General features: G+C 47.7%; 16 protein-coding genes. 8 read left to right on the plus strand and 8 right to left on the minus strand.

Features of this window, described 5'->3' with window-relative positions; translation table 11 throughout:
- The first annotated feature begins 119 nt into the window (after window positions 1-119).
- The 7 genes from gltB to OCV37_RS11765 all read left to right on the plus strand — a co-directional run bounded on the left by gltB (window position 120) and on the right by OCV37_RS11765 (window position 10,509).
- Entirely contained in the window at window positions 120-4,583 is a 4,464-nt protein-coding gene (gene gltB / locus OCV37_RS11735) for a glutamate synthase large subunit (protein WP_038183287.1), read from the plus strand.
- 20 nt (window positions 4,584-4,603) lie between these two features.
- Window positions 4,604-6,016 (plus strand): FAD-dependent oxidoreductase, encoded by a 1,413-nt coding sequence (locus OCV37_RS11740; protein WP_038183283.1) that lies wholly within the window; start codon window positions 4,604-4,606, stop codon window positions 6,014-6,016.
- 173 nt (window positions 6,017-6,189) lie between these two features.
- Window positions 6,190-6,894, plus strand: coding sequence for a 5'-methylthioadenosine/S-adenosylhomocysteine nucleosidase (gene mtnN / locus OCV37_RS11745; protein WP_038183280.1), 705 nt, complete (start codon window positions 6,190-6,192; stop codon window positions 6,892-6,894).
- Window positions 6,895-6,914: 20 nt separating this feature from the next.
- Window positions 6,915-7,868 carry a cobalamin biosynthesis family protein gene (locus OCV37_RS11750; RefSeq protein WP_038183887.1) on the plus strand — a complete coding sequence of 318 codons (954 nt, stop codon included), beginning with the start codon at window positions 6,915-6,917 and terminating at the stop codon, window positions 7,866-7,868.
- Between the two features lie 79 nt (window positions 7,869-7,947).
- Window positions 7,948-8,787 carry a vitamin B12 ABC transporter substrate-binding protein BtuF gene (gene btuF, locus OCV37_RS11755; protein ID WP_051680689.1) on the plus strand — a complete coding sequence of 280 codons (840 nt, stop codon included), beginning with the start codon at window positions 7,948-7,950 and terminating at the stop codon, window positions 8,785-8,787.
- 145 nt (window positions 8,788-8,932) lie between these two features.
- The gene (locus OCV37_RS11760) at window positions 8,933-9,544 is read left to right on the plus strand and encodes a TRIC cation channel family protein (RefSeq protein WP_038183278.1); all 612 of its coding nucleotides are present in this window, start codon (window positions 8,933-8,935) and stop codon (window positions 9,542-9,544) included.
- Between the two features lie 110 nt (window positions 9,545-9,654).
- Window positions 9,655-10,509: a LysR family transcriptional regulator gene (locus tag OCV37_RS11765; RefSeq protein ID WP_038183880.1), complete on the plus strand. Its 855-nt coding sequence runs from the start codon at window positions 9,655-9,657 to the stop codon at window positions 10,507-10,509.
- On the opposite strand, the gene OCV37_RS11770 is transcribed toward OCV37_RS11765, so the two are convergent.
- The 6 genes from OCV37_RS11770 to secA all read right to left on the minus strand — a co-directional run bounded on the left by OCV37_RS11770 (window position 10,451) and on the right by secA (window position 20,470).
- Window positions 10,451-11,233, minus strand: a complete 783-nt coding sequence (locus OCV37_RS11770) for a TSUP family transporter (RefSeq protein WP_038183276.1) — start codon at window positions 11,231-11,233, stop codon at window positions 10,451-10,453. The two genes, OCV37_RS11765 and OCV37_RS11770, sit on opposite strands and share 59 nt — an antisense overlap.
- 187 nt (window positions 11,234-11,420) lie before the next feature.
- Window positions 11,421-14,645, minus strand: a complete 3,225-nt coding sequence (carB, locus tag OCV37_RS11775) for a carbamoyl-phosphate synthase large subunit (RefSeq protein WP_038183275.1) — start codon at window positions 14,643-14,645, stop codon at window positions 11,421-11,423.
- Window positions 14,646-14,662: 17 nt separating this feature from the next.
- Window positions 14,663-15,802, minus strand: coding sequence for a glutamine-hydrolyzing carbamoyl-phosphate synthase small subunit (carA, locus tag OCV37_RS11780; protein ID WP_038183272.1), 1,140 nt, complete (start codon window positions 15,800-15,802; stop codon window positions 14,663-14,665).
- A 483-nt stretch (window positions 15,803-16,285) separates the two neighbouring features.
- Window positions 16,286-17,095, minus strand: coding sequence for a 4-hydroxy-tetrahydrodipicolinate reductase (dapB, locus tag OCV37_RS11785; protein WP_038183876.1), 810 nt, complete (start codon window positions 17,093-17,095; stop codon window positions 16,286-16,288).
- Window positions 17,096-17,250: 155 nt separating this feature from the next.
- The gene (mutT, locus tag OCV37_RS11790; RefSeq protein WP_038183269.1) at window positions 17,251-17,652 is read right to left on the minus strand and encodes an 8-oxo-dGTP diphosphatase MutT; all 402 of its coding nucleotides are present in this window, start codon (window positions 17,650-17,652) and stop codon (window positions 17,251-17,253) included.
- A gap of 97 nt (window positions 17,653-17,749) precedes the next feature.
- Window positions 17,750-20,470 carry a preprotein translocase subunit SecA gene (secA, locus tag OCV37_RS11795; RefSeq protein ID WP_038183265.1) on the minus strand — a complete coding sequence of 907 codons (2,721 nt, stop codon included), beginning with the start codon at window positions 20,468-20,470 and terminating at the stop codon, window positions 17,750-17,752.
- A 318-nt stretch (window positions 20,471-20,788) separates the two neighbouring features.
- On the opposite strand from secA, the gene OCV37_RS11800 reads away from it, so the two are divergent.
- Window positions 20,789-21,253 carry a DUF721 domain-containing protein gene (locus OCV37_RS11800; RefSeq protein ID WP_038183875.1) on the plus strand — a complete coding sequence of 155 codons (465 nt, stop codon included), beginning with the start codon at window positions 20,789-20,791 and terminating at the stop codon, window positions 21,251-21,253.
- A gap of 78 nt (window positions 21,254-21,331) precedes the next feature.
- On the opposite strand, the gene lpxC is transcribed toward OCV37_RS11800, so the two are convergent.
- Together lpxC and ftsZ are read right to left on the minus strand one after the other, a co-directional pair.
- A complete protein-coding gene (lpxC, locus tag OCV37_RS11805) occupies window positions 21,332-22,249 on the minus strand; it encodes a UDP-3-O-acyl-N-acetylglucosamine deacetylase (RefSeq protein WP_038183260.1) in 918 nt (305 codons plus the stop codon).
- 95 nt (window positions 22,250-22,344) lie between these two features.
- Complete coding sequence (ftsZ, locus tag OCV37_RS11810) at window positions 22,345-23,580, minus strand: cell division protein FtsZ (protein WP_038183258.1); 1,236 nt, start codon at window positions 23,578-23,580, stop codon at window positions 22,345-22,347.
- Window positions 23,581-23,590: the final 10 nt, after the last annotated feature.

Here is a 23,590-nt window from a genome sequence, read left to right on the forward strand (position 1 = left end):
GGGCGCCTAACTGAATGTATTTTTACCCCGATTTAATGCATAAAGATTCAAAAAAATAACAACAATATAGAATAGTTAGTCATTCACTGTCGAAGACAGAACGCAAAGGGAGACTTGCAATGGCTCTATATGATCCAAGTCTTGAGAGAGACAACTGTGGGTTTGGCCTGATCGCGCACATGGAAGGTCAGGCTAGTCACAAACTGGTTCGTACCGCAATTTCAGCACTGGACCGCATGACACACCGGGGGGGAATTGCAGCCGACGGAAAAACCGGCGATGGCTGTGGTTTACTTCTGCAAAAACCAGATTCTTATCTCCGGCTGATTGCACAGGAGAAAAACTGGAAGCTGAGTAAACAGTATGCCGTCGGGATGATTTTCCTCAGTCGTGATCCGGTCAAGGCTCAATCAGCCCGTGACATTATCAATCAAGAACTGGGCCAGGAAACCCTCTCGGTCAGCGGATGGCGTCACGTACCAACCAATCCGGATGTACTTGGCCCTATCGCAGCCCAGTCCTTACCCGATATTCAACAAGTTTTTATTTCTGCACCGGCCGGATGGCGGCAGCAGGATATCGAACGACGGTTGTATATCGCCCGGCGTCGTATCGAGAAAAAAATCACCGGGGATGCAGATTTCTACATCTGCTCGCTATCAACTCAGGTCATCGTCTATAAAGGGCTGTGTATGCCCGCAGACCTGCCTCGCTTCTATCTGGATTTAGCCGATTTGCGCATGGAATCTGCTATCTGTTTATTCCACCAGCGCTTCTCGACCAATACCCAACCACGCTGGCCACTGGCTCAGCCTTTCCGCTATCTGGCCCACAATGGTGAGATCAACACCATTGAAGGGAACCGTCAGTGGGCGAGAGCAAGGGCCTATAAATTCGCTTCACCTCTATTACCAGACCTCCAGTCAGCAGCACCATTTGTCAATGAAACGGGTTCAGATTCATCCAGTCTCGACAACATGCTGGATCTGTTCCTCGCCGGCGGGATGGATCTGTTCCGGGCGATGCGGATGCTGGTACCGCCCGCATGGCAAAACCACCCGGATATGGATCCGGAACTGCGCGCATTCTACGATTTTAACTCCAAACATATGGAACCATGGGACGGCCCGGCCGGGATTGTTTTGTCTGACGGCCGTCATGCCGCCTGTAATCTCGATCGCAATGGACTGCGACCTGCCCGTTATGTCATCACCAAAGATAAACTCATCACGCTGGCTTCTGAAGTCGGCATCTGGGATTACGCACCGGATGAAGTCGCGACCAAAGGCCGCGTCGGTCCCGGTGAATTACTGGTGATTGACACGAAAACAGGCAAACTGTGGCAATCCTCCGAAATCGATAACGAGCTGAAGAGTCGCCATCCATATCAGGAATGGATGAAGAATAACGTCTATCGTCTCAAGCCGTTTGCCGAACTGGGCGATGATCAAATCGGTCAACGTGACTTCGATAATGAACAGTTGAAGATTTATCAGAAACAGTTTGCGATGACCAATGAAGAAATGGATCAGGTCCTGCGGGTCTTGGGTGACATGGGACAGGAAGCCGTCGGTTCGATGGGCGATGATACGCCAATGGCTGTACTTTCTTCCAAAGAGCGTCTGATCAGTGACTACTTCCGTCAGAAATTTGCACAGGTCACCAACCCACCGATTGATCCGTTACGTGAAAAGCATGTGATGTCGCTGGCAACCAGTATCGGTCAGGAGATGAATGTCTTCTGCGAAACCGACGGCCATGCGCATCGGGTGACTTTTGATTCACCGGTGCTGCTCTACTCAGACATGCAACAGCTGTTAAATCTCGATGACAAGCACTATAAAAACACCATTTTAGACATCAACTACGATCCACAGGAAAAAGATCTCAAACAAGCGATTCTTGATCTGTGTGATGCTGCCGAACAAGCGGTACGTGATGGCACGGTGCTGATCGTCTTATCCGATCGCGCCATCACCAAACAAAAACTCCCGATCCCGGCGGCTATGGTGGTCGGTGCGGTTCAGACTCGTCTGGTCAACACACAATTACGTTGTGACGCCAACATTATTGTCGAAACTGCAACCGCCCGCGATCCACACCACTTTGCAGTATTGCTGGGCTTTGGTGCAACCGCTGTCTACCCTTATCTCGCTTATGAAGCTCTCAGCAAAATGCTGGATGACGGCGTTCTCGATAAGAATTATCGCGACGTGATGCAGAACTATCGTTACGGGATCGATAAAGGCCTGTATAAAATCATGTCGAAAATGGGCATCTCAACCGTTGCATCTTACCGTTGTTCTCAGTTGTTCGAGGCGGTCGGTCTCCACCGCGAATTAGTAGATCTCTGCTTCCACGGTGTTGCAACCCGGATTCAGGGAGCTAACTTTGAAGACTTCCAGCAAGATTTATTTAATCTGTCACGTAAAGCCTGGGCAAAACGGAAGTCAATTGATCATGGCGGGTTGCTGAAATTTGTCCACGGCGGTGAATATCATGCGTATAACCCGGGCGTGGTCAATCATCTGCAAGCGGCAGTTCGCTCCGGTGACACGCAGGATTACCAACAGTTTGCCGCGCAGGTCAACCAACGCCCTGTCGCAACATTACGCGACCTGATGAAACTGAAAAAATCCGACACACCGCTGACTCTGGAGAAAATTGAACCTGCGACGGAACTGTTTAAACGGTTTGATTCAGCAGCTATGTCTATCGGCGCGCTCAGTCCTGAAGCTCATGAAGCGCTGGCAACGGCGATGAACCGTTTAGGCGGCCACTCCAACTCGGGTGAAGGTGGCGAAGATCCACGCCGTTTCGGCACCGAACGGAACTCTCGCATCAAGCAGGTTGCCTCCGGTCGTTTCGGAGTGACACCGCATTATCTGACCAATGCTGATGTCTTACAGATCAAAGTGGCCCAAGGGGCGAAGCCCGGTGAAGGCGGTCAGTTACCCGGTCATAAGGTGACGGCTGAAATTGCCCGGTTGCGTCATTCCGTGCAAGGGGTAACGCTGATTTCCCCGCCACCGCACCATGACATCTATTCGATTGAAGATTTAGCGCAATTGATTTTCGATCTGAAACAAGTCAATCCTCAGGCACTGGTGTCGGTCAAACTGGTTTCCGAACCCGGTGTTGGCACCATCGCCACGGGCGTTGCCAAAGCTTACGCCGACCTAATTACCATCTCTGGTTATGATGGGGGCACAGCAGCAAGCCCGCTGACCTCTGTGAAATATGCCGGCAGCCCGTGGGAACTGGGTCTGGCAGAAACACAACAAGCCCTTGTTGCCAATGGCTTGCGGCATAAAATCCGACTTCAGGTCGATGGGGGGCTGAAAACCGGACTTGATGTGATTAAAGGTGCCATTCTGGGGGCAGAAAGCTTTGGATTCGGTACAGCACCAATGATTGCAATGGGTTGTAAATTCCTGAGAATCTGTCACCTGAATAACTGTGCGACTGGGGTTGCAACACAAGATGAAACCTTGCGCCGGGATTACTTCAAAGGGTTACCGGAGATGGTCATCAACTACTTTACCGGATTAGCCAATGAAGTTCGGGGCTATCTGGCTGAGTTAGGCGTTGAGAAACTCACTGATTTGATCGGACGTACCGACCTGCTGGAAGTGGTTGAAGGCATGACGGCGAAACAGACCAAACTGGATCTGTCCGGTATTCTGGAAGCACCGGTTTCCCCTGCGGGACACGCCCTCTTCTGTACCGAACCCAATAAGCCATTTGATAAAGCACATCTGAACCAGAAGATTGTCGAAGATGCGCTCGCCGCAGTCGAAAGTCAGCAGCCGCTCAATCTGTACTATGACATTATCAATACAGATCGTTCTGTCGGGGCACGTTTATCCGGAGAAATCGCCAAGCGCCACGGGAATCAGGGGCTGGCGGCATCACCGATCCGTCTTCATTTCGAAGGTACGGCAGGACAATCCTTTGGTGTCTGGAACGCCGGTGGTCTGGAGCTTTACCTGACAGGTGATGCAAACGACTATGTCGGTAAAGGCATGGCGGGCGGTAAAATTGTTATCAAGCCTCATTTAGGCACTGCGTTCAAATGTAACGAAGCGACGATCATCGGCAATACTTGCTTATACGGTGCCACAGGCGGCAAATTATTCGCTGCCGGTAAAGCCGGCGAGCGGTTCGGAGTCCGTAACTCCGGGACCATTGCAGTGATTGAAGGTGCCGGGGATAACGCCTGTGAATATATGACTGGTGGTGTGGTCGCAGTGCTGGGAGCAACCGGAGTGAACTTCGGTGCCGGGATGACCGGTGGATTTGCCTATGTACTCGATGAGAACGATGACTTCCAAGGGCGGGTGAATAATGAATCTGTTGAGGCGATTTCGCTGCAAGATCTCTACATTCACCAAGAACATTTACGTGGTTTAATTGCAGAACATCTTGAGCAAACCGGCTCCGTTCATGCTGAATCGATTTTAGCCAATTTCGATGCATGGATTCCGAAGTTCTACCTGATCAAACCACAAGCGGCTGATCTGCAAACACTGCTCGGGCATCAAAGCCGCAGTGCCGCAGAGCTTCGCGTTCAAGCACAATAATTGGAAGGAGCCAGATTATAATGAGCCAGAACGTTTATCAGTTCATTGATGTCAATCGTGTCGATCCGGCCAAAAAGCCGCTCAATATACGGAAGATAGAATTCGTTGAAATCTATGAACCTTTTACTCGCCAGCAGGCGACCGCGCAGGCGGATCGCTGTCTGGACTGCGGTAATCCTTATTGTGAATGGAAATGTCCGGTCCATAACTACATCCCACAGTGGCTAAAACTGGCCAATGAGGGACGAATTATCGAAGCCGCGGAACTCTCACATCAGACCAACAGTCTGCCGGAAGTCTGTGGTCGGGTGTGCCCGCAAGATCGCCTGTGTGAAGGCTCTTGTACACTGAACGATGATTTCGGCGCAGTGACCATCGGGAATATTGAAAAATATATTACCGATAAAGCCTTTGAAATGGGCTGGAAACCAGACCTGTCTCAAGTCGAGTGGTCCGATAAAAAGGTCGCGATTATCGGTGCCGGCCCTGCAGGTTTGGCGGCAGCGGATGTCTTAGTCAGAAATGGCGTCAAAGCCGTCGTTTTTGACCGTTACCCAGAAATCGGCGGATTGCTCACGTTCGGAATTCCATCCTTCAAGCTGGAAAAAGAAGTAATGCAAAACCGCCGGCGCATTTTTACTGAAATGGGTGTTGAGTTCCGGTTGAATACCGAAGTGGGTAAAGATGTCGAACTACAATCACTGATTGATGAATACGATGCGGTGTTCCTTGGCGTCGGCACGTATAAAAACATGCGGGCCGGACTGGAAAATGAAGACGCCAACGGGGTCTATGACGCTTTGCCATTTTTAGTGTCCAATACCTACCGGGTGATGCAGTTAGAAGATTCGCAACCTTTCATTGATATGGCCGGAAAAAATGTCGTCGTGTTAGGCGGCGGGGATACGGCGATGGACTGCGTCCGTACCTCCATTCGTCAGCAGGCCTCACATGTGATCTGTGCGTATCGCCGCGATGAAGAAAACATGCCGGGCTCACGACGTGAAGTCAAAAATGCCCGCGAAGAAGGTGTCGAGTTCATGTTTAACCTGCAACCATTGGGGATTGAAGTCGATAACCATGGTCAGGTCACCGGAGTCAAAGTGGTCAAAACCGCGCTCGGTGAACCGGATGAAGCCGGTCGTCGTCGCCCGGAGCCAGTCTCAGGTAGTGAACATGTATTGGCGGCCGATGCGGTGATTATGGCGTTTGGCTTCCAGCCTCATGCCATGCCATGGCTGGAACCATTTGGTGTCGAACTGGATCAATGGGGCCGCCTTAAAGCACCAGAAGCGGGCCAATATCCATACCAGACCACCAATGCAAAAATCTTTGCCGGAGGCGATGCCGTGCGCGGTTCGGATCTGGTGGTCACCGCCATTGATGAAGGCCGTAAAGCAGCCGGAGGCATCCTCGATTACTTAGACATCTGATCACTGAGTGCATTGCAGGTATCCAAAATGCCTGTTTGCCCCAATCATCATCTCCCGGTACAGGGTTCTGTGCCGGGATTTTTTTGCACTCAATTCCGCTGCGGATAACTAGTTGAATCCCAAAAAATCATGCTAAACTCAGCGCTAATCTGAATAAAGAAAAGAGACTTGATATGAAAATTGGCATCATTGGCGCGATGGAGCAAGAAGTGGCGATTCTCAAATCGTCAATTCAGAATTTGCAAGAGGAAAAGAAAGGCGGATGCATCTATTACTCTGGTCAAATCAATGGATTGGATGTGGTCCTGCTTCAATCGGGAATTGGTAAAGTGGCTGCGGCAGTCGGCACCGCCCTGTTGTTAGAGCTCTATAAACCCGATGTTGTGATTAATACCGGATCCGCCGGTGGTTTTGAGCCATCCCTGACCATGGGTGATGTCGTCATTTCCACGGAAGTCAGACACCATGATGCCGATGTGACCGCTTTTGGCTATGAAATGGGCCAGATGGCCAGCCAGCCGGCAGCTTTCAAAGCCGATCAAAAATTAATCCAACTAGCAGAAGATGCCCTGGCACAACTGGGCAACAAACATGCTGTTCACGGCCTGATTTGTACCGGTGATACTTTTGTCTGCCAGCCTGAACGCCAAGCGTTTATCCGTCAGCATTTCCCGCAGGTGGTTGCTGTTGAAATGGAAGCCTCGGCTATCGCTCAGACTTGTCATCAGTTCAACACACCGTTTGTCGTCGTCCGGGCAATCTCTGATGTGGCGGATAAAGAATCCCCCATGTCATTTGATGAGTTTTTACCACTCGCCGCTGCGAGCTCTTCAGAAATGGTTCTGAAAATGCTGGAACGCCTCCGGCATCAGGCATAATCTGAACGAATGTCATGCTCATGAGCCACCTTCAAACATTACTGCAAACACACAGCGCGCTCTTCATCATGTGGGGCGCACTGGTGATTCATCTCATTCTGCCACTACCAAGAGCAGCGCATCCCGCCCTGCTGTGGCACAAGTTTGCAGAAATTCTGGCAGAAAAGGTAAATACTCAGGGGAGCTATGCCCAACGGACCTTGTCCGGTACGTTAGCCACCTTACTGATGCTCATACCGGCATTGCTCGTTTTGATCGCACTGGAACCACTGGTCTGGCAGCCAGAACTGTATCACCTGTTGTTATTAATTCTGGCCCTTGACTGGCGCGGATTTTCCACCCTGAGTAAGCCACTGCTTCAGGCACTCGCAACTGAAGATAAAGCTCAGGCCCGCAATCTGTTGGCAGAGCGTCTGAATCGTCAGACGGAGACTCTGTCCGTGGTTGGATTAGGTAAGGCAAGCGCCGAGCTACTGATTGTCGGTCAGGCTCGTCAGGTCATTGCTGTTCTGTTCTGGTATGGCTTACTGGGGGGGATTGGCGCGTTCATGTATCGCCTGATTGTTGAACTGAGCCGAGTCTGGTCTCCGTCCGTTCCCAGCAACTATCCGTTTGGTCTGGCAGCAAGTCGTCTCAACGCAGGGTGTGAATGGATACCGACCCGCCTCTTTGCCTTGTTACTGATGGCCGGGCAAAGCCTGTCAATGATCTGGACTCAGACTCGTCAACAAAGCAGAACCTGGCCGTCACGAAACGTCGGCTGGCTCCTTTGTTCGGTCGGCCATAAACTTAGCCTTTCGCTTGGCGGGCCGGCGATTTATGAAGGCAAAAAGAGTGTCCGGGCGAAACTCGGTGGCCGGGTGGTTCCCTCCGCCTTACATTTGTCTCAGATTCAGCGCCTGCTTAATCAACGCACTTATATCTGGATTGTGGTTGAGAGCCTGTTGATGTTTATCGCCGCGCCACTGTTATAAGTCATCAGCGACCCGGCTTATGAATAACGCATTCGTCAAACATTTCAATGCCCAATCCTCTTTGTGACAAGGTTGCCCCATGTTGATTCACCGACTACATTTTTTCATCCTGCTCCTGTTTATCCCGGGTCTCACAACAGCAGCACCTTCATCAGTTCAACGAATCATTACACTGGCTCCCCATGCGACAGAACTGGCCTACGCGGCAGGACTCGGCAACAAAATTGTTGCGGTGAGTGATTACAGCGACTATCCACCCGAAGCGAAAAACTTACCCAAAGTTGCCAATTATAAAGGGATTAAGATTGAAAAAATCCTCAGTCTCAAACCTGATTTGGTGATCATCTGGCCGGACGGCAATCCCCCCCGTGAATTAGAGAAATTGAAACAGATGGGGGTTCGGACTTATCCCTCTCAGATTCACCGTTTAGCCGATATTGCCGATAATATCGAAGCACTCAGTCAATATGCGGATGATCCCCGAATTGGCCGGGCCAATGCACAACAGTTTCGTCAGAAACTGGCCGCATTACGGCAACGTTATCAGCATGTACATCAGGTACGTTTCTTCTATCAACTCAGTGAGAAACCGATCATCACCGTCGCTCAAGGTCGCTGGCCCAGTGAAGTATTTGAGTTCTGCGGCGGCGAAAATGTATTTCAAAATAGTCCGGCCCCCTACCCGCAAGTAAGCCGCGAACAAGTATTACTGGCACAGCCTGATGTAATTTTTAATTCTCGTCATGCGATTGACCATATGGATATGTGGGCACGCTGGCCACGTATTCCAGCCGTTCGCTTACATCATGTCTGGACACTCAATTCTGACTGGCTGAATCGCCCTACGCCAAGAACCATTCGCGCCATTGAAGAGATCTGTGGTTACCTTGATCAAGCCAGAAAAAACACGGCACATTAGCCACCAGAGTCTGGTTATAAAACTATCGATTCTTTCTGTTTTACCGTACAATGCGCCTGTTTTGCGCTATGGCTAAAAATATGGGCTTCCGGCCCAATAGAAGAATAGCGCGGTCCTCAAATAATACTGTGGAATCCATCGGCGTATGTTTCTTTATCTCATTGATTTATTTGGAACAATGGTGTTTGCCATTTCAGGTGTGCTGTTAGCTGGTCGTTTAAAAATGGACCCGTTTGGTGTGGTTGTTCTCGCCAGTGTAACAGCCATTGGCGGTGGCACCATGCGTGATATTGCGTTAGGCGCAACACCGGTATTCTGGATTACCGATACCACTTATCTGTGGGTGATTCTTGCCACCAGCTTTTTAACGATGCTGGTTGTCCGACGGCCGAAACGTCTTGCCTGGTGGGTACTCCCGGTTTGTGATGCGATCGGGCTGTCTGTCTTTGTCGGTATTGGCGTCGATAAATCACTGCTTTATCAGGACTCGTCGCTAGTCGCCATTATTATGGGCGTGTTAACCGGCTGTGGCGGTGGTATTATTCGCGACATTCTCGCCCGGGAAATTCCGATGGTATTAAGAAGTGAAGTGTATGCGACGGCCTGTATCATCGGGGGAATTTTTCACACCACCGCTCTGCAAATGGGCTACGACCATAAGACCGCATTCTTATCCGGCTTTATCTCTACCCTAATCATTCGCCTTGGTGCAATCCGTTGGCACTTATCCCTGCCTGTTTTTGCCATTAACCGGTGATCGCCAGACGGCTTACCCATAATTGTCTTCGGTCTCTGATTCAGCTATCGCAATCAGAGACAGCTTTCGCTAAAGTAAACGCATATTCTTTTTGACTGATGCTGAAAACGATGTTGCTTGAAGGTATTGAAACACTTCTGATTCTTAGTAAAGAAAAAACCATGAGCCGGACAGGCAGCGTACTTTATATCAGTCAGTCTGCGGTCAGTAAGCGTATCGCCAATTTAGAACACCGGCTGGGGAAAAAGCTGGTTGTGCCGGATGGGCGGCATATCAAACTGACCGCCGATGCTCAGGCACTGATCGAACGTGTAGGGCCGAGTTTTCATGAATTGAGTGGCTTAATCTTTGAACAACAAGCACTGGAAGATCATACCCTGATTCGCTTGGACTGTTCAGAAACACTCGTCGCCGGCTTACTCAGTCACGTGATGGGCACGTATTTCAAGCACGATGACAGAATTACCATCACCACCAATCATACTCCCCGAATTGTTGAACATGTTCGCTCCGGCAAAGCAACTCTCGGACTGTGTGCCGGTTATCTGCCCGGTCATCATGGTCTGCAAACCATTCATCTTTACAATGAACCGGTTTTTATTGTCAGCCAGACACCGTTACAGCAACTGCCACAGCAGATTATCACCAATGATCTGTCGAACAGCGCCAACACTTATCAGGCATCGGTACTCGATCATCTCTCAATCACCCCGATCATGGAGATGGATTCATATACAGCTGCCGCACAACTTGCATTGCAAGGCGTCGCACCAGCGCTGATTCCCCTTTCCATCGTGCACACGCTGTCTATTGCTCCCCGTTACTGTTTCAGCTTTGCTGAGCTTCAGCCGTTGTCTCGGCCGATTCATCTCTGTTTGCGAGCGATGACCTACCGTTCTCCGCGCATCAAAACATTGATAGCAGCCATTGTTGATGCTGTTCCCAAAGTAACTTCAGTGCCATAGACAAAGACATCAGAATAACCAACGGCCGAATCCATTTTTGTCCTTGATTGACCACAATACGGGCTCCGACTCTCGCGCCGAGAAATTGCCCGACCGCCATCACTAATCCGAGTTTCCAGATCGGTAATCCGGCTGCCAGAAAGAAAATCAGCGCCGCAATATTTGAGGTGAAGTTCAACACCTTGGCACGCGCAGTCGCCTCAATAATCGACAACCGACCTAACACAACAAAGCAAACGGCAAAGATTGCACCGGTCCCCGGGCCAAAGAAGCCATCGTAGAAACCGATACTGGTGCCGACTAACAAAGCAAACAGTCCATCAGAGAGCGCTGCTTTTTTATTGGTCTCAACCTTGGCTTGGGGGGCCAGTAAAAAGTACAACGAAATCGCAATCAGCAATCCGGGAACCAAACTGGTCAATAATTCAGAATCAAGAATCTGCACTAACTCAGCCCCGGTCGCTGCACCAATGAAGGTGCACACAATGGCTAACCACATTTGCCGCAGAGACACCAGTCCATTACGGACAAAGTAAAAGGTCGAGGAAAAACTGCCGAATGAACTCTGGAGTTTATTGGTTGCTATCGCTTGTGCCGGAGAAATCCCGGTTGCCAGTAATACCGGCAGTGTAATCAAACCGCCACCCCCGGCAATCGCATCGATGCATCCTGCTATCGCTGCCGCCAAAAAAAGCAACGCGAGTATATCAAGTGAAATCTCCATATCATTCCTTAAGCGATTAGATAGGGCTCAAAATTATCATTTAAAAATAAAGAGATATAGTGAAAACATGGATACGATCCTATTCCATATATTCATCATTTATGTCTATCTGCTGGCAAGTCGTGACGATCAAAAAAAGCCCGGGAAATCCCGGGCCTTTATATCTGGTCACAAGCGCGATGATAGATTAAGCATTTCTCACTTGCTCATGCATTTCTTGTACAGAAATAACAGAAGCTTTTGGATCCGCTGTATGTCCCATTGCTGTGGCAAATGCGGCGTTCAGGGTCGTTGCATAGTTGACTTTCTCAGCCAGCGCACCGCGGCGCAGAACTTTTGAATCTTCAATGGCCTGACGCCCGGAAGCCGTGTTGATAATGTAGGTGTATTCATTATTCTTAATCCGATCAAGAATATGAGGACGACCTTCATGAACCTTGTTAACCAAACGCGGATTAATTCCGGCTTCACCCAACACCACAGCCGTGCCATGAGTTGCATCCAGCTGATAACCTAACTGAATCAACTTTTCAGCCAAAGCAACAGCACGTTGTTTATCACCTTCACGCACAGAAATCAGTGCACGTCCGCCTTCAGGATAGACACAACCACAGGCTAGCTCCGCTTTTGCAAACGCTTCCGCAAAGGTTCTGCCAACGCCCATCACTTCACCGGTTGAGCGCATTTCAGGGCCAAGCAACGGATCCACGCCTGGGAATTTATTAAACGGCAAGACAACTTCTTTAACCGAGTAATATGGCGGTATGATTTCTTGCGTAAACCCTTGCTGTTCCAGACTCTGTCCGGCCATTACCCGTGCAGCAATTTTTGCCAGTGGCGCACCGGTTGCTTTAGAAACAAATGGGACCGTCCGCGCAGCCCGTGGGTTGACCTCAATCAGATACACTTCATTGTTTTTAACCGCAAACTGCGTATTCATCAATCCACGAACACCCAGTTCAAATGCGAGCTTTTCAACCTGCTCACGCATCACATTCTGGATTTCCTGACTCAATGTATAGGCTGGCAATGAACATGCAGAGTCACCCGAGTGAACCCCAGCCTGTTCAATATGCTCCATGATGCCACCGATCACAACACGCTCACCATCGCAAATCGCGTCAATATCCACTTCTACAGCATCGTCAAGGAAATGATCCAGCAAGACCGGAGACTCATTCGAAACGCTGACGGCTTCATTGAAATAACGACGTAAGTCAGCTTCATCGTAAACAATTTCCATCGCCCGACCGCCAAGAACATAAGAGGGACGGACAACCAGCGGATAACCAATTTCTTTTGCTTTATCAACCGCTTGTTCAATTGCAGTCACGGTTGCGTTTTCAGGTTGTTTGAGGCCTAAACGCTCAACGGCCTGTTGGAAGCGCTCGCGGTCTTCAGCCCGGTCAATGGCATCAGGGCTGGTACCGATAATGGGCACACCGGCAGCTTCTAATGCACGCGCCAATTTTAGCGGTGTCTGACCACCATACTGAACGATCACACCCGTAGGTTTCTCAATCCGTGCTATCGCCAACACATCTTCCAGCGTCACCGGTTCAAAGTAGAGACGGTCAGAGGTATCGTAGTCAGTTGAAACCGTTTCAGGGTTACAGTTCACCATGATGGTTTCATAACCGTCTTCACGCAGTGCCAGTGAGGCATGAACGCAGCAATAGTCGAATTCAATCCCTTGACCGATACGGTTCGGACCACCGCCCAACACCATAATTTTCTTCTTATCCGTTGGATAGGCTTCACACTCTTCATCATAAGAGGAGTACATGTAAGCTGTTGAAGATGCAAATTCAGCAGCACACGTATCCACCCGCTTATAGACCGGATGAATGTCGAACTGATCGCGCAAGCGACGAATTTCATGTTCAGAAACGCCGACCAACTTAGACAGACGCGCATCGGCAAAGCCTTTGCGTTTCATGCGACGGAGCACATCTTGAGTCAAGCCGGCAAAACCATTGGTTTTAATGTCGGCTTCCAACTGGATTAACTCTTCAATTTGTACAAGGAACCAGCGATCAATGCCCGTCAGATTGAAAATTGCGTCAACAGACATACCAGCACGGAAAGCATCACCGATATACCAAATTCGTTCTGCGCCCGCCTCTTTCAGCTCATGACGAATCTTAGTCAGCGCATCCGGCGCATCCAAATCAACCATTTCATCAAAGCCATCAGCACCAACTTCAAGACCGCGCAGGGCTTTTTGCAGAGACTCTTGTTGATTACGTCCAATCGCCATTACTTCACCGACCGATTTCATCTGCGTCGTCAGCTTGGCATTGGCACCGGCGAATTTTTCAAAGTTAAAACGTGGAATCTTGGTTACGACATAGTCGATTGTCGGTTCGAATGATGCCGGTGTTGCACCGCCGGTAATATCATTCATCAGTTCATCCAGCGTGAAACCGACGGCAAGTTTGGCGGCAATCTTAGCAATCGGGAACCCTGTAGCTTTCGATGCCAATGCGGACGAACGAGAAACCCGCGGGTTCATTTCAATAATCACCATCCGGCCATCTTCGGGATTAATCCCGAATTGCACATTCGAACCACCGGTTTCGACACCGATTTCACGTAATACTGCAAGAGATGCGTTACGCATCAGTTGGTATTCTTTATCGGTCAGTGTCTGAGCCGGAGCAACCGTGATGGAATCACCGGTATGAATCCCCATCGGGTCAAAGTTTTCAATCGAGCAGACAATGATACAGTTGTCGCTCTTATCACGAACAACTTCCATCTCATACTCTTTCCAACCAATCAGCGATTCATCGATCAATAGCTCATTGGTCGGAGAAAGGTCTAAGCCACGGTGGCAGATTTCTTCAAACTCTTCTTTGTTATACGCGATACCGCCGCCGGTTCCCCCCATCGTAAATGAAGGACGGATAATACACGGAAAACCCACCATATCGAGGACAGCGTAAGCTTCTTCCATGCTTTTCGCGGTATCTGCACGCGGACATTCCAAACCAATCGACTTCATCGCAGCATCGAAACGAGAACGATCTTCTGCTTTATCAATCGCGTCGGCAGTCGCGCCGATCATTTCAACACCAAACTCAGCCAGTACCCCTTGACGATCCAGCTCAAGCGCACAGTTCAACGCTGTCTGACCGCCCATCGTTGGCAGGACTGCATCGGGACGTTCTTTTTCAATAATTTTCCGCACAACTTCCCACTGAATCGGCTCGATATATGTTGCATCCGCCATTTCAGGATCAGTCATAATCGTTGCTGGATTCGAGTTAACCAGAATGACCCGATAACCCTCTTCTCTCAGCGCTTTACATGCTTGTGCTCCGGAGTAATCAAACTCACAGGCTTGACCGATTACAATCGGGCCGGCACCTAAGATAAGAATACTTTGTATGTCAGTACGTTTTGGCATCGTTTACTCGCTCCGAATTAAGCACGGTGTTGTTGGATAAGTTCAATAAAGTGATCAAATAGAGGCGCTGCATCATGGGGCCCGGGACTCGCTTCAGGATGCCCTTGGAAACTAAACGCAGGTTTATCTGTCCGATGAATGCCTTGCAGAGAACCGTCAAACAATGATTTATGGGTTGCTTTCAGCGTTGACGGCAAACTGGTTTCATCGGCAGCAAAACCGTGGTTTTGTGAGGTAATCATGACAACATTGCGCTCAAGATCTTTCACCGGATGGTTGGCACCATGATGGCCAAACTTCATTTTGATCGTTTTGGCACCCGAGGCAAGGGCAAGAATCTGGTGTCCTAAACAGATACCGAAAACTGGCACACCTTTATCTAAAAAGGTTTTTGTTGCTTCAATCGCGTAAGTACACGGCTCTGGGTCACCCGGTCCATTCGATAAGAAAATACCATCAGGATTCATCGCTAAAACGGTTTCTGCCGACGTTTCTGCCGGTACAACGGTCAGACGGCATCCACGGTCAACTAACATCCGCAGAATATTTCGTTTGGCACCAAAATCGTACGCCACGACATGATAAGGTAGCTCGCTTTCATGTTGAGCTTGAGGGAGTCCACTTTCCAGAGACCAAGATCCTTGTGTCCACTCATAAGCTTCTTTGGTTGTGACAACTTTTGCCAAATCCATACCTTTCAGGCCCGGAAACTCTTTCGCTTTGGCTAAAGCAAGCGATTCATCCAAGTTATCACCAGCCATAATACAACCGCTTTGAGCACCTTTCTCACGCAGGATACGAGTCAACTTACGTGTATCGATATCAGCGATGCCAACAATATTTCGGCTCTTCAAATAGTCAGAGAGGCTCTGCTCACTTCTGAAGTTTGATGCAATCAATGGCAAATCACGAATGATCAGTCCTTGGGCATGAATATCTGAGGATTCTTCATCTTCTGAGTTGGTGCCGGTATTGCCAATGTGGGGATAAGTCAGAGTGACGATTTGTTGGGAGTAGGAAGGATCAGTGAGGATTTCTTGGTACCCCGTCATCGAGGTATTAAAAACGACTTCACCAACGGAGACGCCATCTGCGCCAATGGACAGTCCGTGGAACACTGTCCCATCTTCTAGGACTAACAGTGCTGACTTGCTCAAGACAACCTCCAGAATAAAAATGCAAAAAATTTAGATTAAACTGCAAATTTGCCTTCCCTGAACACTATAGGTTACAACCATAGTGTATTTCGGACAAATTAGACGCATTCTATAGATATGTGTGATTTGTGTCAATATTCAAAACTTATCAAATATGTTTTTTTACCGAGTTACATAAAAAAACAAAATGAACAGAGTAAAAAGACACATTAAATATGCATTATCAAACAACTAAAGGGAGACATAAGTCAAAAAAAGAAGAAATGTAGAAAAAAAACTCACAAAAAAATAAATAAACCAACGCAATCGATAACGGAAGCACCAAAAGATAGCTTTTCTTGCCTTTAATACAAATAAAACACCATATCTTTTATTATATAAAATAAAAAAGACACTCCCAGCACGGAAGTGAATGTAAAAATAAAATTTATAATTTAAGCAAGAATCAGATGCGCCGGAAGCATCCGGCGCATAATTATGTATTTAAAGCTGATTAAGAGAAAGGACATCTGTCATCGTATAGAAACCGGATGGTTTGTCCGATAACCAGGTTGCGGCTTTTACCGCACCATTAGCAAATGTCATCCGATCGGATGCTTTATGTGAAATCTCGACCCGCTCGCCCAAATCAGCGAACATCGCCGTATGTTCCCCTACAATATCGCCGGCACGAATTGTCGCAAATCCGATTTCTTCACGGCGTCTTTCGCCCGTAATCCCTTCTCTGGCGTAGACTGCGACATCTTTCAGTTCATTCCCCATCGCATGCGCAATCGCTTCTCCCATACCTAAGGCCGTTCCGGAAGGTGCATCAACTTTATGACGATGGTGAGCTTCAATGATTTCAATATCGCAGTAACTGCCCATCACTTTGGCCGCTTTTTCCAGAAGTTTAAATACCAGATTCACACCAACACTATAGTTAGGCGCCATCACGACCGGAATTTCTTGTGCGGCCTGATGAATTTGTGCAATTTCAGCCTCAGTAAATCCAGTCGTGCCAATCACAATACTTTTATTATATTTTTTACATAACGCGATATTTGCCAGCGTGCTCACGGGTGACGTAAAGTCAATGATGACATCAAACTGTTCAATTGCATTTTCGAGATTATCAACCAATGTGACGCCAAAATGTCCTTCGCCACATAACTCACCGATATCAACCCCTATCAGTGAAGACTCCGGACGTTCAGAACCGGCTCCCACCGTTGCAACATCATGATGATGTGCAGCTTTGACTAGGTTGCGGCCCATTCGACCAGCAGCACCTGCTATTGCAATTTTAACCATTGCTAACTTCTCCATTCTGCTCAGATACGAATCGGGAAATCCCATCCGTGTTTCATATATATCGATTTATTTGTCTAAACTACCAACATTCAATGAATGTGGCTAGGCTTGTTCACACTTCATGACCGAATGTCACGCCATTAACGCCGTCCAGATCAGCGGGAAAAGTCATGAATGAGTTGTGCAACGATCGGTTCATTCGCTTCAGGAAATTGATAATCAACCAGCCCGGCAATCGAAACCCATCGACCATCCTGTCCTTCTCTGCCATATGGTGTTCCGGTAAATTCCGTGACCGAGATAAAGTCAAATACCAGTGACTTGTCCGGATAATCATGTGTCAAATGCTGATATAGATGTTGAGTCGTAACCTGAATACCAATCTCTTCATCTAATTCACGATGAATCGCCGCTTCGATTGACTCTCCGCTTTCAACTTTACCACCGGGAAACTCCCAAAATCCGCCTTTATGCACGTGTTCAGGCCGCTTGGTAATATAAACTTGTGATTGATCCTGACTAAAAATAATTGCAGCAACAATATGTGTTCTTTTCATACATTCCTCTGGCACGGTGTCATTCATCGAGTCTAACGATAATTGCCTGGCAAAAAAAGAGCCGCTTTTTCAGCGGCTCTCAAATCATATTGAATGGTTATGCAATACGCCCATGGCACTGCTTATATTTTTTACCACTACCACATGGACAAGGCTCATTACGGCCCACTTTTTTCTCTTCACGAACCAGCGGCTGCTGCCCTTCTTGTGATTCATCATCTTGTAAAGACTCACTCGCAGCGTGCTGTGCTTGTGCATAACGAGCGGCCTCTTCAACTTGGGCTTGGCGACGCCCTTCCATCTCATCGACTTCTTCTGGTTGTTGAACCCGAACTTTTGACAAAATAGTAATCACATCTGATTTCAGAGAATCCAGCAGGCCTTCAAACAATTCAAACGACTCACGTTTATATTCTTGCTTAGGATTCTTTTGCGCATATCCACGCAAATGAATACCTTGCCGCAGATGATCCATTGCTGCCAAATGCTCTTTCCATAAAGTATCGAGCGTTTGTAGCATGACGGATTTTTCGAAATTACGCAGTACTTCCGCACCAACCAACGTTTCTTTCTCTTGGTAAACATTGACGGCTTCTTGAATAATCCGCTCACGAAGAACTTCTTCATACAGCTTATCATCTTCATCCAGCCATGACTGAATTGGCAAATTCAGATCAAAATCGTGCTTCAGGCGATTTTGTAATCCCTGAATATCCCACATATCTTCCAGAGACTGGGGTGGAATATATTCATCAATGACAGCGGTAAAGACATCAAAACGGTTCTGCTCAAGCATTTCCTGAATATCTTCGGCATCCATCAACTCATCGCGGAGTTCATACACGACTTTACGCTGGTCATTGGCAACATCATCATATTCGAGCAACTGCTTACGAATATCGAAGTTGCGTCCTTCGACCTTACGTTGTGCTTTTTCAATGGAACGGGATAACAGCTTACTTTCAATGGCTTCCCCTTCATCCATACCGCTTTGAATCAAACCAGCCATTCGGTCTGAAGTAAAGATTCTTAGCAGGGCATCTTCCATAGAAAGATAAAAACGAGATGAACCGGCATCGCCTTGACGACCGGAACGACCTCTTAACTGGTTGTCGATCCGGCGGGATTCATGCCGCTCAGTACCGATAATATGCAACCCGCCGGCCTCAAGGACCTGTTCATGGACTTTTTGCCATTCCGCTTTGATTTGATCAATCTGTTCCTGAGTCGGGTTCTCCAATGCATCCACTTTTGCCTGCCAGCTACCGCCTAATACGATATCCGTCCCACGACCAGCCATATTGGTGGCAATCGTAACAGCTCCCGGTTTACCCGCTTCTGCAACAATTTCAGCCTCTTTTTCGTGAAACTTAGCATTCAATACATTGTGTTTTACTTTGGCTTTTTTCAGTGCCTGAGACAGTAATTCAGATTTCTCAATTGAAATTGTTCCGACCAGTACTGGCTGGCCTTTTTGCACACGCTCTTTGATATCTTCAATAATCGCAGCAAATTTTTCGGCCTCGGTCCGGTACACAACGTCCGCCATATCATTACGGATCATCGGTTTATTGGTTGGGATGACAACGGTCTCTAAACCATAAATAGTTTGGAACTCAAATGCTTCAGTATCAGCAGTCCCGGTCATTCCCGACAATTTTTCATAGAGGCGGAAGTAGTTCTGGAAGGTAATCGACGCTAAGGTTTGGTTCTCATTTTGAATTTTCACCCCTTCCTTGGCTTCAACTGCCTGATGCAAACCATCAGACCACCGACGCCCCGGCATGGTCCGTCCGGTATGTTCATCGACAATAATCACTTCACCTTCGTTTGAAACAATGTAATCAACATCTCTTTCAAACAGAACATGAGCTCTGAGCGCTGCATTGACGTGATGGAGCAAGCTGATATTTGCCGGAGAATATAGTGTATCCCCGTCATTCATCAGACCATTTTTAACCAGCAATTCCTCAACATATTCTTGCCCGGTTTCGGTCAGATAAACCTGTTTGACTTTTTCGTCAACGGTGTAGTGTCCATCACCACGGTAATCTTCCGAATCTTCTTTTTCTTGTCTTTCCAGCGAAGGAATCAAGGTATTAATTCGGGTGTACAACTCAGAGCTGTCTTCGGCAGGACCAGAGATAATTAATGGTGTTCGGGCCTCATCGATCAGAATGGAATCCACCTCATCGACAATGGCAAAAAAGCGAGCACGTTGAACCCGGTCTTCTTTGCGAAATGCCATATTGTCGCGCAAGTAATCGAAGCCAAACTCATTGTTTGTCCCATAAATAATATCGGCCAGATATGCTTGTTGCTTCTCCTGAGGCATCATGCCCGGGACATTGACACCCACGGTCATCCCCAAAAATTCAAACAACGGTCGGTTGGTTTCAGCATCCCGTTTGGCAAGATAATCGTTCACGGTGACGACATGGACACCATGTCCCGGTAAAGCGTTGAGGTAAGCAGCCAGCGTCGCTGTCAGGGTTTTCCCTTCACCAGTCCGCATCTCGGCAATTTGTCCACCATTGAGAACCATCCCACCAATTAGCTGAACATCAAAATGACGCATGCCAAACACACGTTTTGATGCTTCACGAACCGTTGCAAACGCTTCCGGAAGAAGTTGGTCGAGCGTTTCTCCCTGAGCCAAACGCTCCCGAAATTCAATCGTTTTCGCTTTTAAGTCTTCATCAGAGAACGCTTCATAGGCGGGTTCATAATTATTGATTTCTTTAACAATTTTTCTCAGGCGTCGCAATGTTCTGTCATTGCGGCTACCAATAACCTTAGTCAGTAGCTTAGTTATCATTTTAATCCGAATCTCTCTATCTTAGATCACTTGAGATCTATTCTTGTTCCATCAGTCTCTACCAGTCATCAACTAAGTGTACTGAGATAAATCATGTCTATCCGATATTGAGGCTTATCGATGGTTTTTCAAGGCAATCCTTTTTAAGAAGGCTATAGTGTAAGGAATTTTTAGTCTGATCACCAACATCACCAACGATTTGTTTGATTACAATACTTAAAATGATTCATCAAACGAAGAAAGAAACGCTGAACACGCCATTAATGAGTGATTTGAGATAGAATAGAACAGCAAGAATGATGCAAACTGGATCCCATGATGAGAAACCACCGCCCGACTGCAACGAATGAGCTAATCAGCCATTCAAAGCTGAAAGAGATTCAGAAACATGCTGAGTCAATTAACCGACTCAGCCAGACTATTTTACCGTTGCTTCCGAAAGGCTCTCAGCCTTATGTGCGCGTGGCAAATCTTCGCCGCAGCCATTTAGTGTTGGAAGTCGCCAGTGCGGCAATTAAGATGAAAGTGGACTATGAACGCTTACAAATTCTGAGTCATTTACGCAATCAGGGATTTGCTCATTTGATTAGTCTTGAAGTTGTGATCAATCCGTCAATTTATCGAATTGACTCATCTTCAGAAGAAGAGCAAGTGCCAAAAAATCCACGCAAAATTTCTTCTCAAACCGCAGAACTGCTCAAATGCATCGCGGATCATGCTTCACCCAAAGTGAAAAAGAGACTGGAGAATATTGCCCATCTTGCAAACAACAAAAATAAATAGATGAAGGCACACTCCAACATCCGGACATAAAAAAACCAGACAGATGTCTGGTTTTTTTATACTGGCAAATACGCTTGTTTAAGCCAATACAGAACTCGGGTCTGCAAACGCAACCGGTGAACCAACATCTTCACCAAACGTTGCCCATTCCCAAGCTTCCTGGTCTGCTAAAAGTGCACGTAATAATTGATTGTTCAGACCATGTCCTGATTTATAAGCTCTGAATTCACCCACAATTGAGTGACCACACATGTATAAATCACCGATAGCATCTAACACTTTATGCGTCACAAATTCATTGGCAAAACGCAGGCCATCTTCATTCAGAATACGATAGTCATCCAGAACGATAGCACAATCAAAGCTACCGCCCAGACAAAGATTCTGTGACTGTAGGTATTCAATATCACGCATGAAACCGAACGTTCTCGCCCGGGAAATATCACGAACAAACGATTGAGATGAGAAGTCAAATAATAGTCGCTGCTCATCGGATTCAATGGCCGGATGATTAAAATCAATCTCGAAATCCATCCGAAAACCTTGGTAAGGGACTAATTCAGCCCACTTATCACCATCTTCGAACCGAACAGGCTTTTTCACCCGGATAAACCGCTTGGGCGCATTCTGAACTTCAATACCAGCTTGCTGTAAAAGGAAGACAAATGGACTCGCGCTACCATCCATAATTGGAATTTCCGGTGCATCGACTTCAACCACCGCGTTATCGATTCCCATCCCGGCTAAAGCAGCATTTAAGTGCTCTACGGTAGAAATCCGCACACCGTCGTCATTCACAAGCGCTGTACACAACATTGTGTCACGTACATTTTCAGGATTTGCCGGAAAATCAACAGGTGGTGCTAAATCTGTACGGCGATAAATAATACCGGTATTTGCAGCGGCAGGGCGAAGAGTTAACGTGACTTTTCGACCAGAGTGAAGTCCCACCCCAGTTGTTTTCACTATCTCTTTCAACGTACGTTGTCTGATCATCTGCTTGCCTCAATGTCAGTGCTACAAAACACGGCCAACTTATATATTGGCCGCATATAATATCATAATTGTGAGCGGTGTCAAATTATGATAAATCAATCAGCCTGACGACGTAAAAAAGCCGGAATATCGAGATAACCACTTTCTTTCTCTTTCGGGGCCGTACTCTGACCAGCGCCTTGAGAATTTGCCGATGAAGGCTGAGATTTTGACTCAACATTCCCTTGCAACTTCGGTGCCACTTTTTCTTCAGTCTTCGCAGCAACATGATGAGGAACACCACTTTGCTGTGATGAAGCGGCTGGTTGCTGAGAACCAACAGCCTGTTGTGAGTTTGCCTTGCCACCCGCAACGAGCGTGATATCCGGTTTTCTCTCATTACCGATCCCAGTCGCAACAACCGTCACGCGAATCTCATCCGCCATATCCGGATCAAGCGAAGTACCGATAACAACCGTTGCATTATCCGAAGCAAATGCTTTGACCGTATTACCAACTGTTTCAAACTCATCCAGACGCATATCAAGACCAGCGGTAATATTCACCAGTACACCACGTGCGCCAGCAAGGTCGATATCTTCCAGTAACGGACTCGAAATCGCCATTTCAGCGGCTTCTTCAGCTCGGTCTTCACCTTTGGCGACCCCACTTCCCATCATTGCGTGTCCCATTTCAGACATGACGGTTCTCACATCTGCAAAGTCCACGTTGATCATGCCGGGGCGGGTAATCAATTCAGCAATCCCCTGAACCGCATTCTTCAATACGTCGTTCGCACTGGCAAAGGCTTCAAGTAGGGTGATACCACGTCCCAATACTTTAAGCAGCTTCTCATTCGGAATCGTAATCAAAGAGTCAACATGCTTTGATAACTCTTCGATGCCTTGTTCTGCAAAGGCTAAACGTTTTTTCCCTTCAAAGCTAAAAGGTTTGGTAACGACAGCAACCGTTAACACACCCAGTTCTTTTGCGACTTCCGCAATCACTGGCGCTGCTCCCGTACCGGTACCACCACCCATACCAGCTGCGATAAACACCATATCGGCACCGGTTAAGGATTCTTTAATTTTTTCTTTGTCTTCAAGAGCAGCATCACGTCCTACTTGAGGATTTGCACCAGCACCTAACCCTTTGGTGATATCCCCACCAATTTGAATCACAGTACTTACACTTGTCTTACGAAGTGCCTGTGCATCTGTGTTAACACTGATGAATTCCACGCCTTCGATGGATTCACGCACCATGTGTTCTACAGCGTTACCGCCGCCGCCACCAACTCCAACGACTTTAATTACAGCATCGTCAGACATTTCCATCATCGGTTCAAACATGTGTTATCTC

Origin of the sequence: Vibrio rhizosphaerae (assembly GCF_024347095.1) — a bacterium.
Taxonomy (GTDB): Bacteria; Pseudomonadota; Gammaproteobacteria; order Enterobacterales; family Vibrionaceae; genus Vibrio; species Vibrio rhizosphaerae.

Bases quoted from the DNA above. Each gene is read 5' to 3' on its own strand.
- gltB (WP_038183287.1), top strand. From the start codon at position 120: ATGGCTCTATATGATCCAAGTCTTGAGAGAGACAACTGTGGGTTTGGC.
- OCV37_RS11740 (WP_038183283.1), top strand. From the start codon at position 4,604: ATGAGCCAGAACGTTTATCAGTTCATTGATGTCAATCGTGTCGATCCG.
- mtnN (WP_038183280.1), top strand. From the start codon at position 6,190: ATGAAAATTGGCATCATTGGCGCGATGGAGCAAGAAGTGGCGATTCTC.
- OCV37_RS11750 (WP_038183887.1), top strand. From the start codon at position 6,915: ATGAGCCACCTTCAAACATTACTGCAAACACACAGCGCGCTCTTCATC.
- btuF (WP_051680689.1), top strand. From the start codon at position 7,948: ATGTTGATTCACCGACTACATTTTTTCATCCTGCTCCTGTTTATCCCG.
- OCV37_RS11760 (WP_038183278.1), top strand. From the start codon at position 8,933: ATGTTTCTTTATCTCATTGATTTATTTGGAACAATGGTGTTTGCCATT.
- OCV37_RS11765 (WP_038183880.1), top strand. From the start codon at position 9,655: ATGTTGCTTGAAGGTATTGAAACACTTCTGATTCTTAGTAAAGAAAAA.
- OCV37_RS11770 (WP_038183276.1), bottom strand. From the start codon at position 11,233: ATGGAGATTTCACTTGATATACTCGCGTTGCTTTTTTTGGCGGCAGCG.
- carB (WP_038183275.1), bottom strand. From the start codon at position 14,645: ATGCCAAAACGTACTGACATACAAAGTATTCTTATCTTAGGTGCCGGC.
- dapB (WP_038183876.1), bottom strand. From the start codon at position 17,095: ATGGTTAAAATTGCAATAGCAGGTGCTGCTGGTCGAATGGGCCGCAAC.
- mutT (WP_038183269.1), bottom strand. From the start codon at position 17,652: ATGAAAAGAACACATATTGTTGCTGCAATTATTTTTAGTCAGGATCAA.
- secA (WP_038183265.1), bottom strand. From the start codon at position 20,470: ATGATAACTAAGCTACTGACTAAGGTTATTGGTAGCCGCAATGACAGA.
- OCV37_RS11800 (WP_038183875.1), top strand. From the start codon at position 20,789: ATGAGAAACCACCGCCCGACTGCAACGAATGAGCTAATCAGCCATTCA.
- lpxC (WP_038183260.1), bottom strand. From the start codon at position 22,249: ATGATCAGACAACGTACGTTGAAAGAGATAGTGAAAACAACTGGGGTG.
- ftsZ (WP_038183258.1), bottom strand. From the start codon at position 23,580: ATGTTTGAACCGATGATGGAAATGTCTGACGATGCTGTAATTAAAGTC.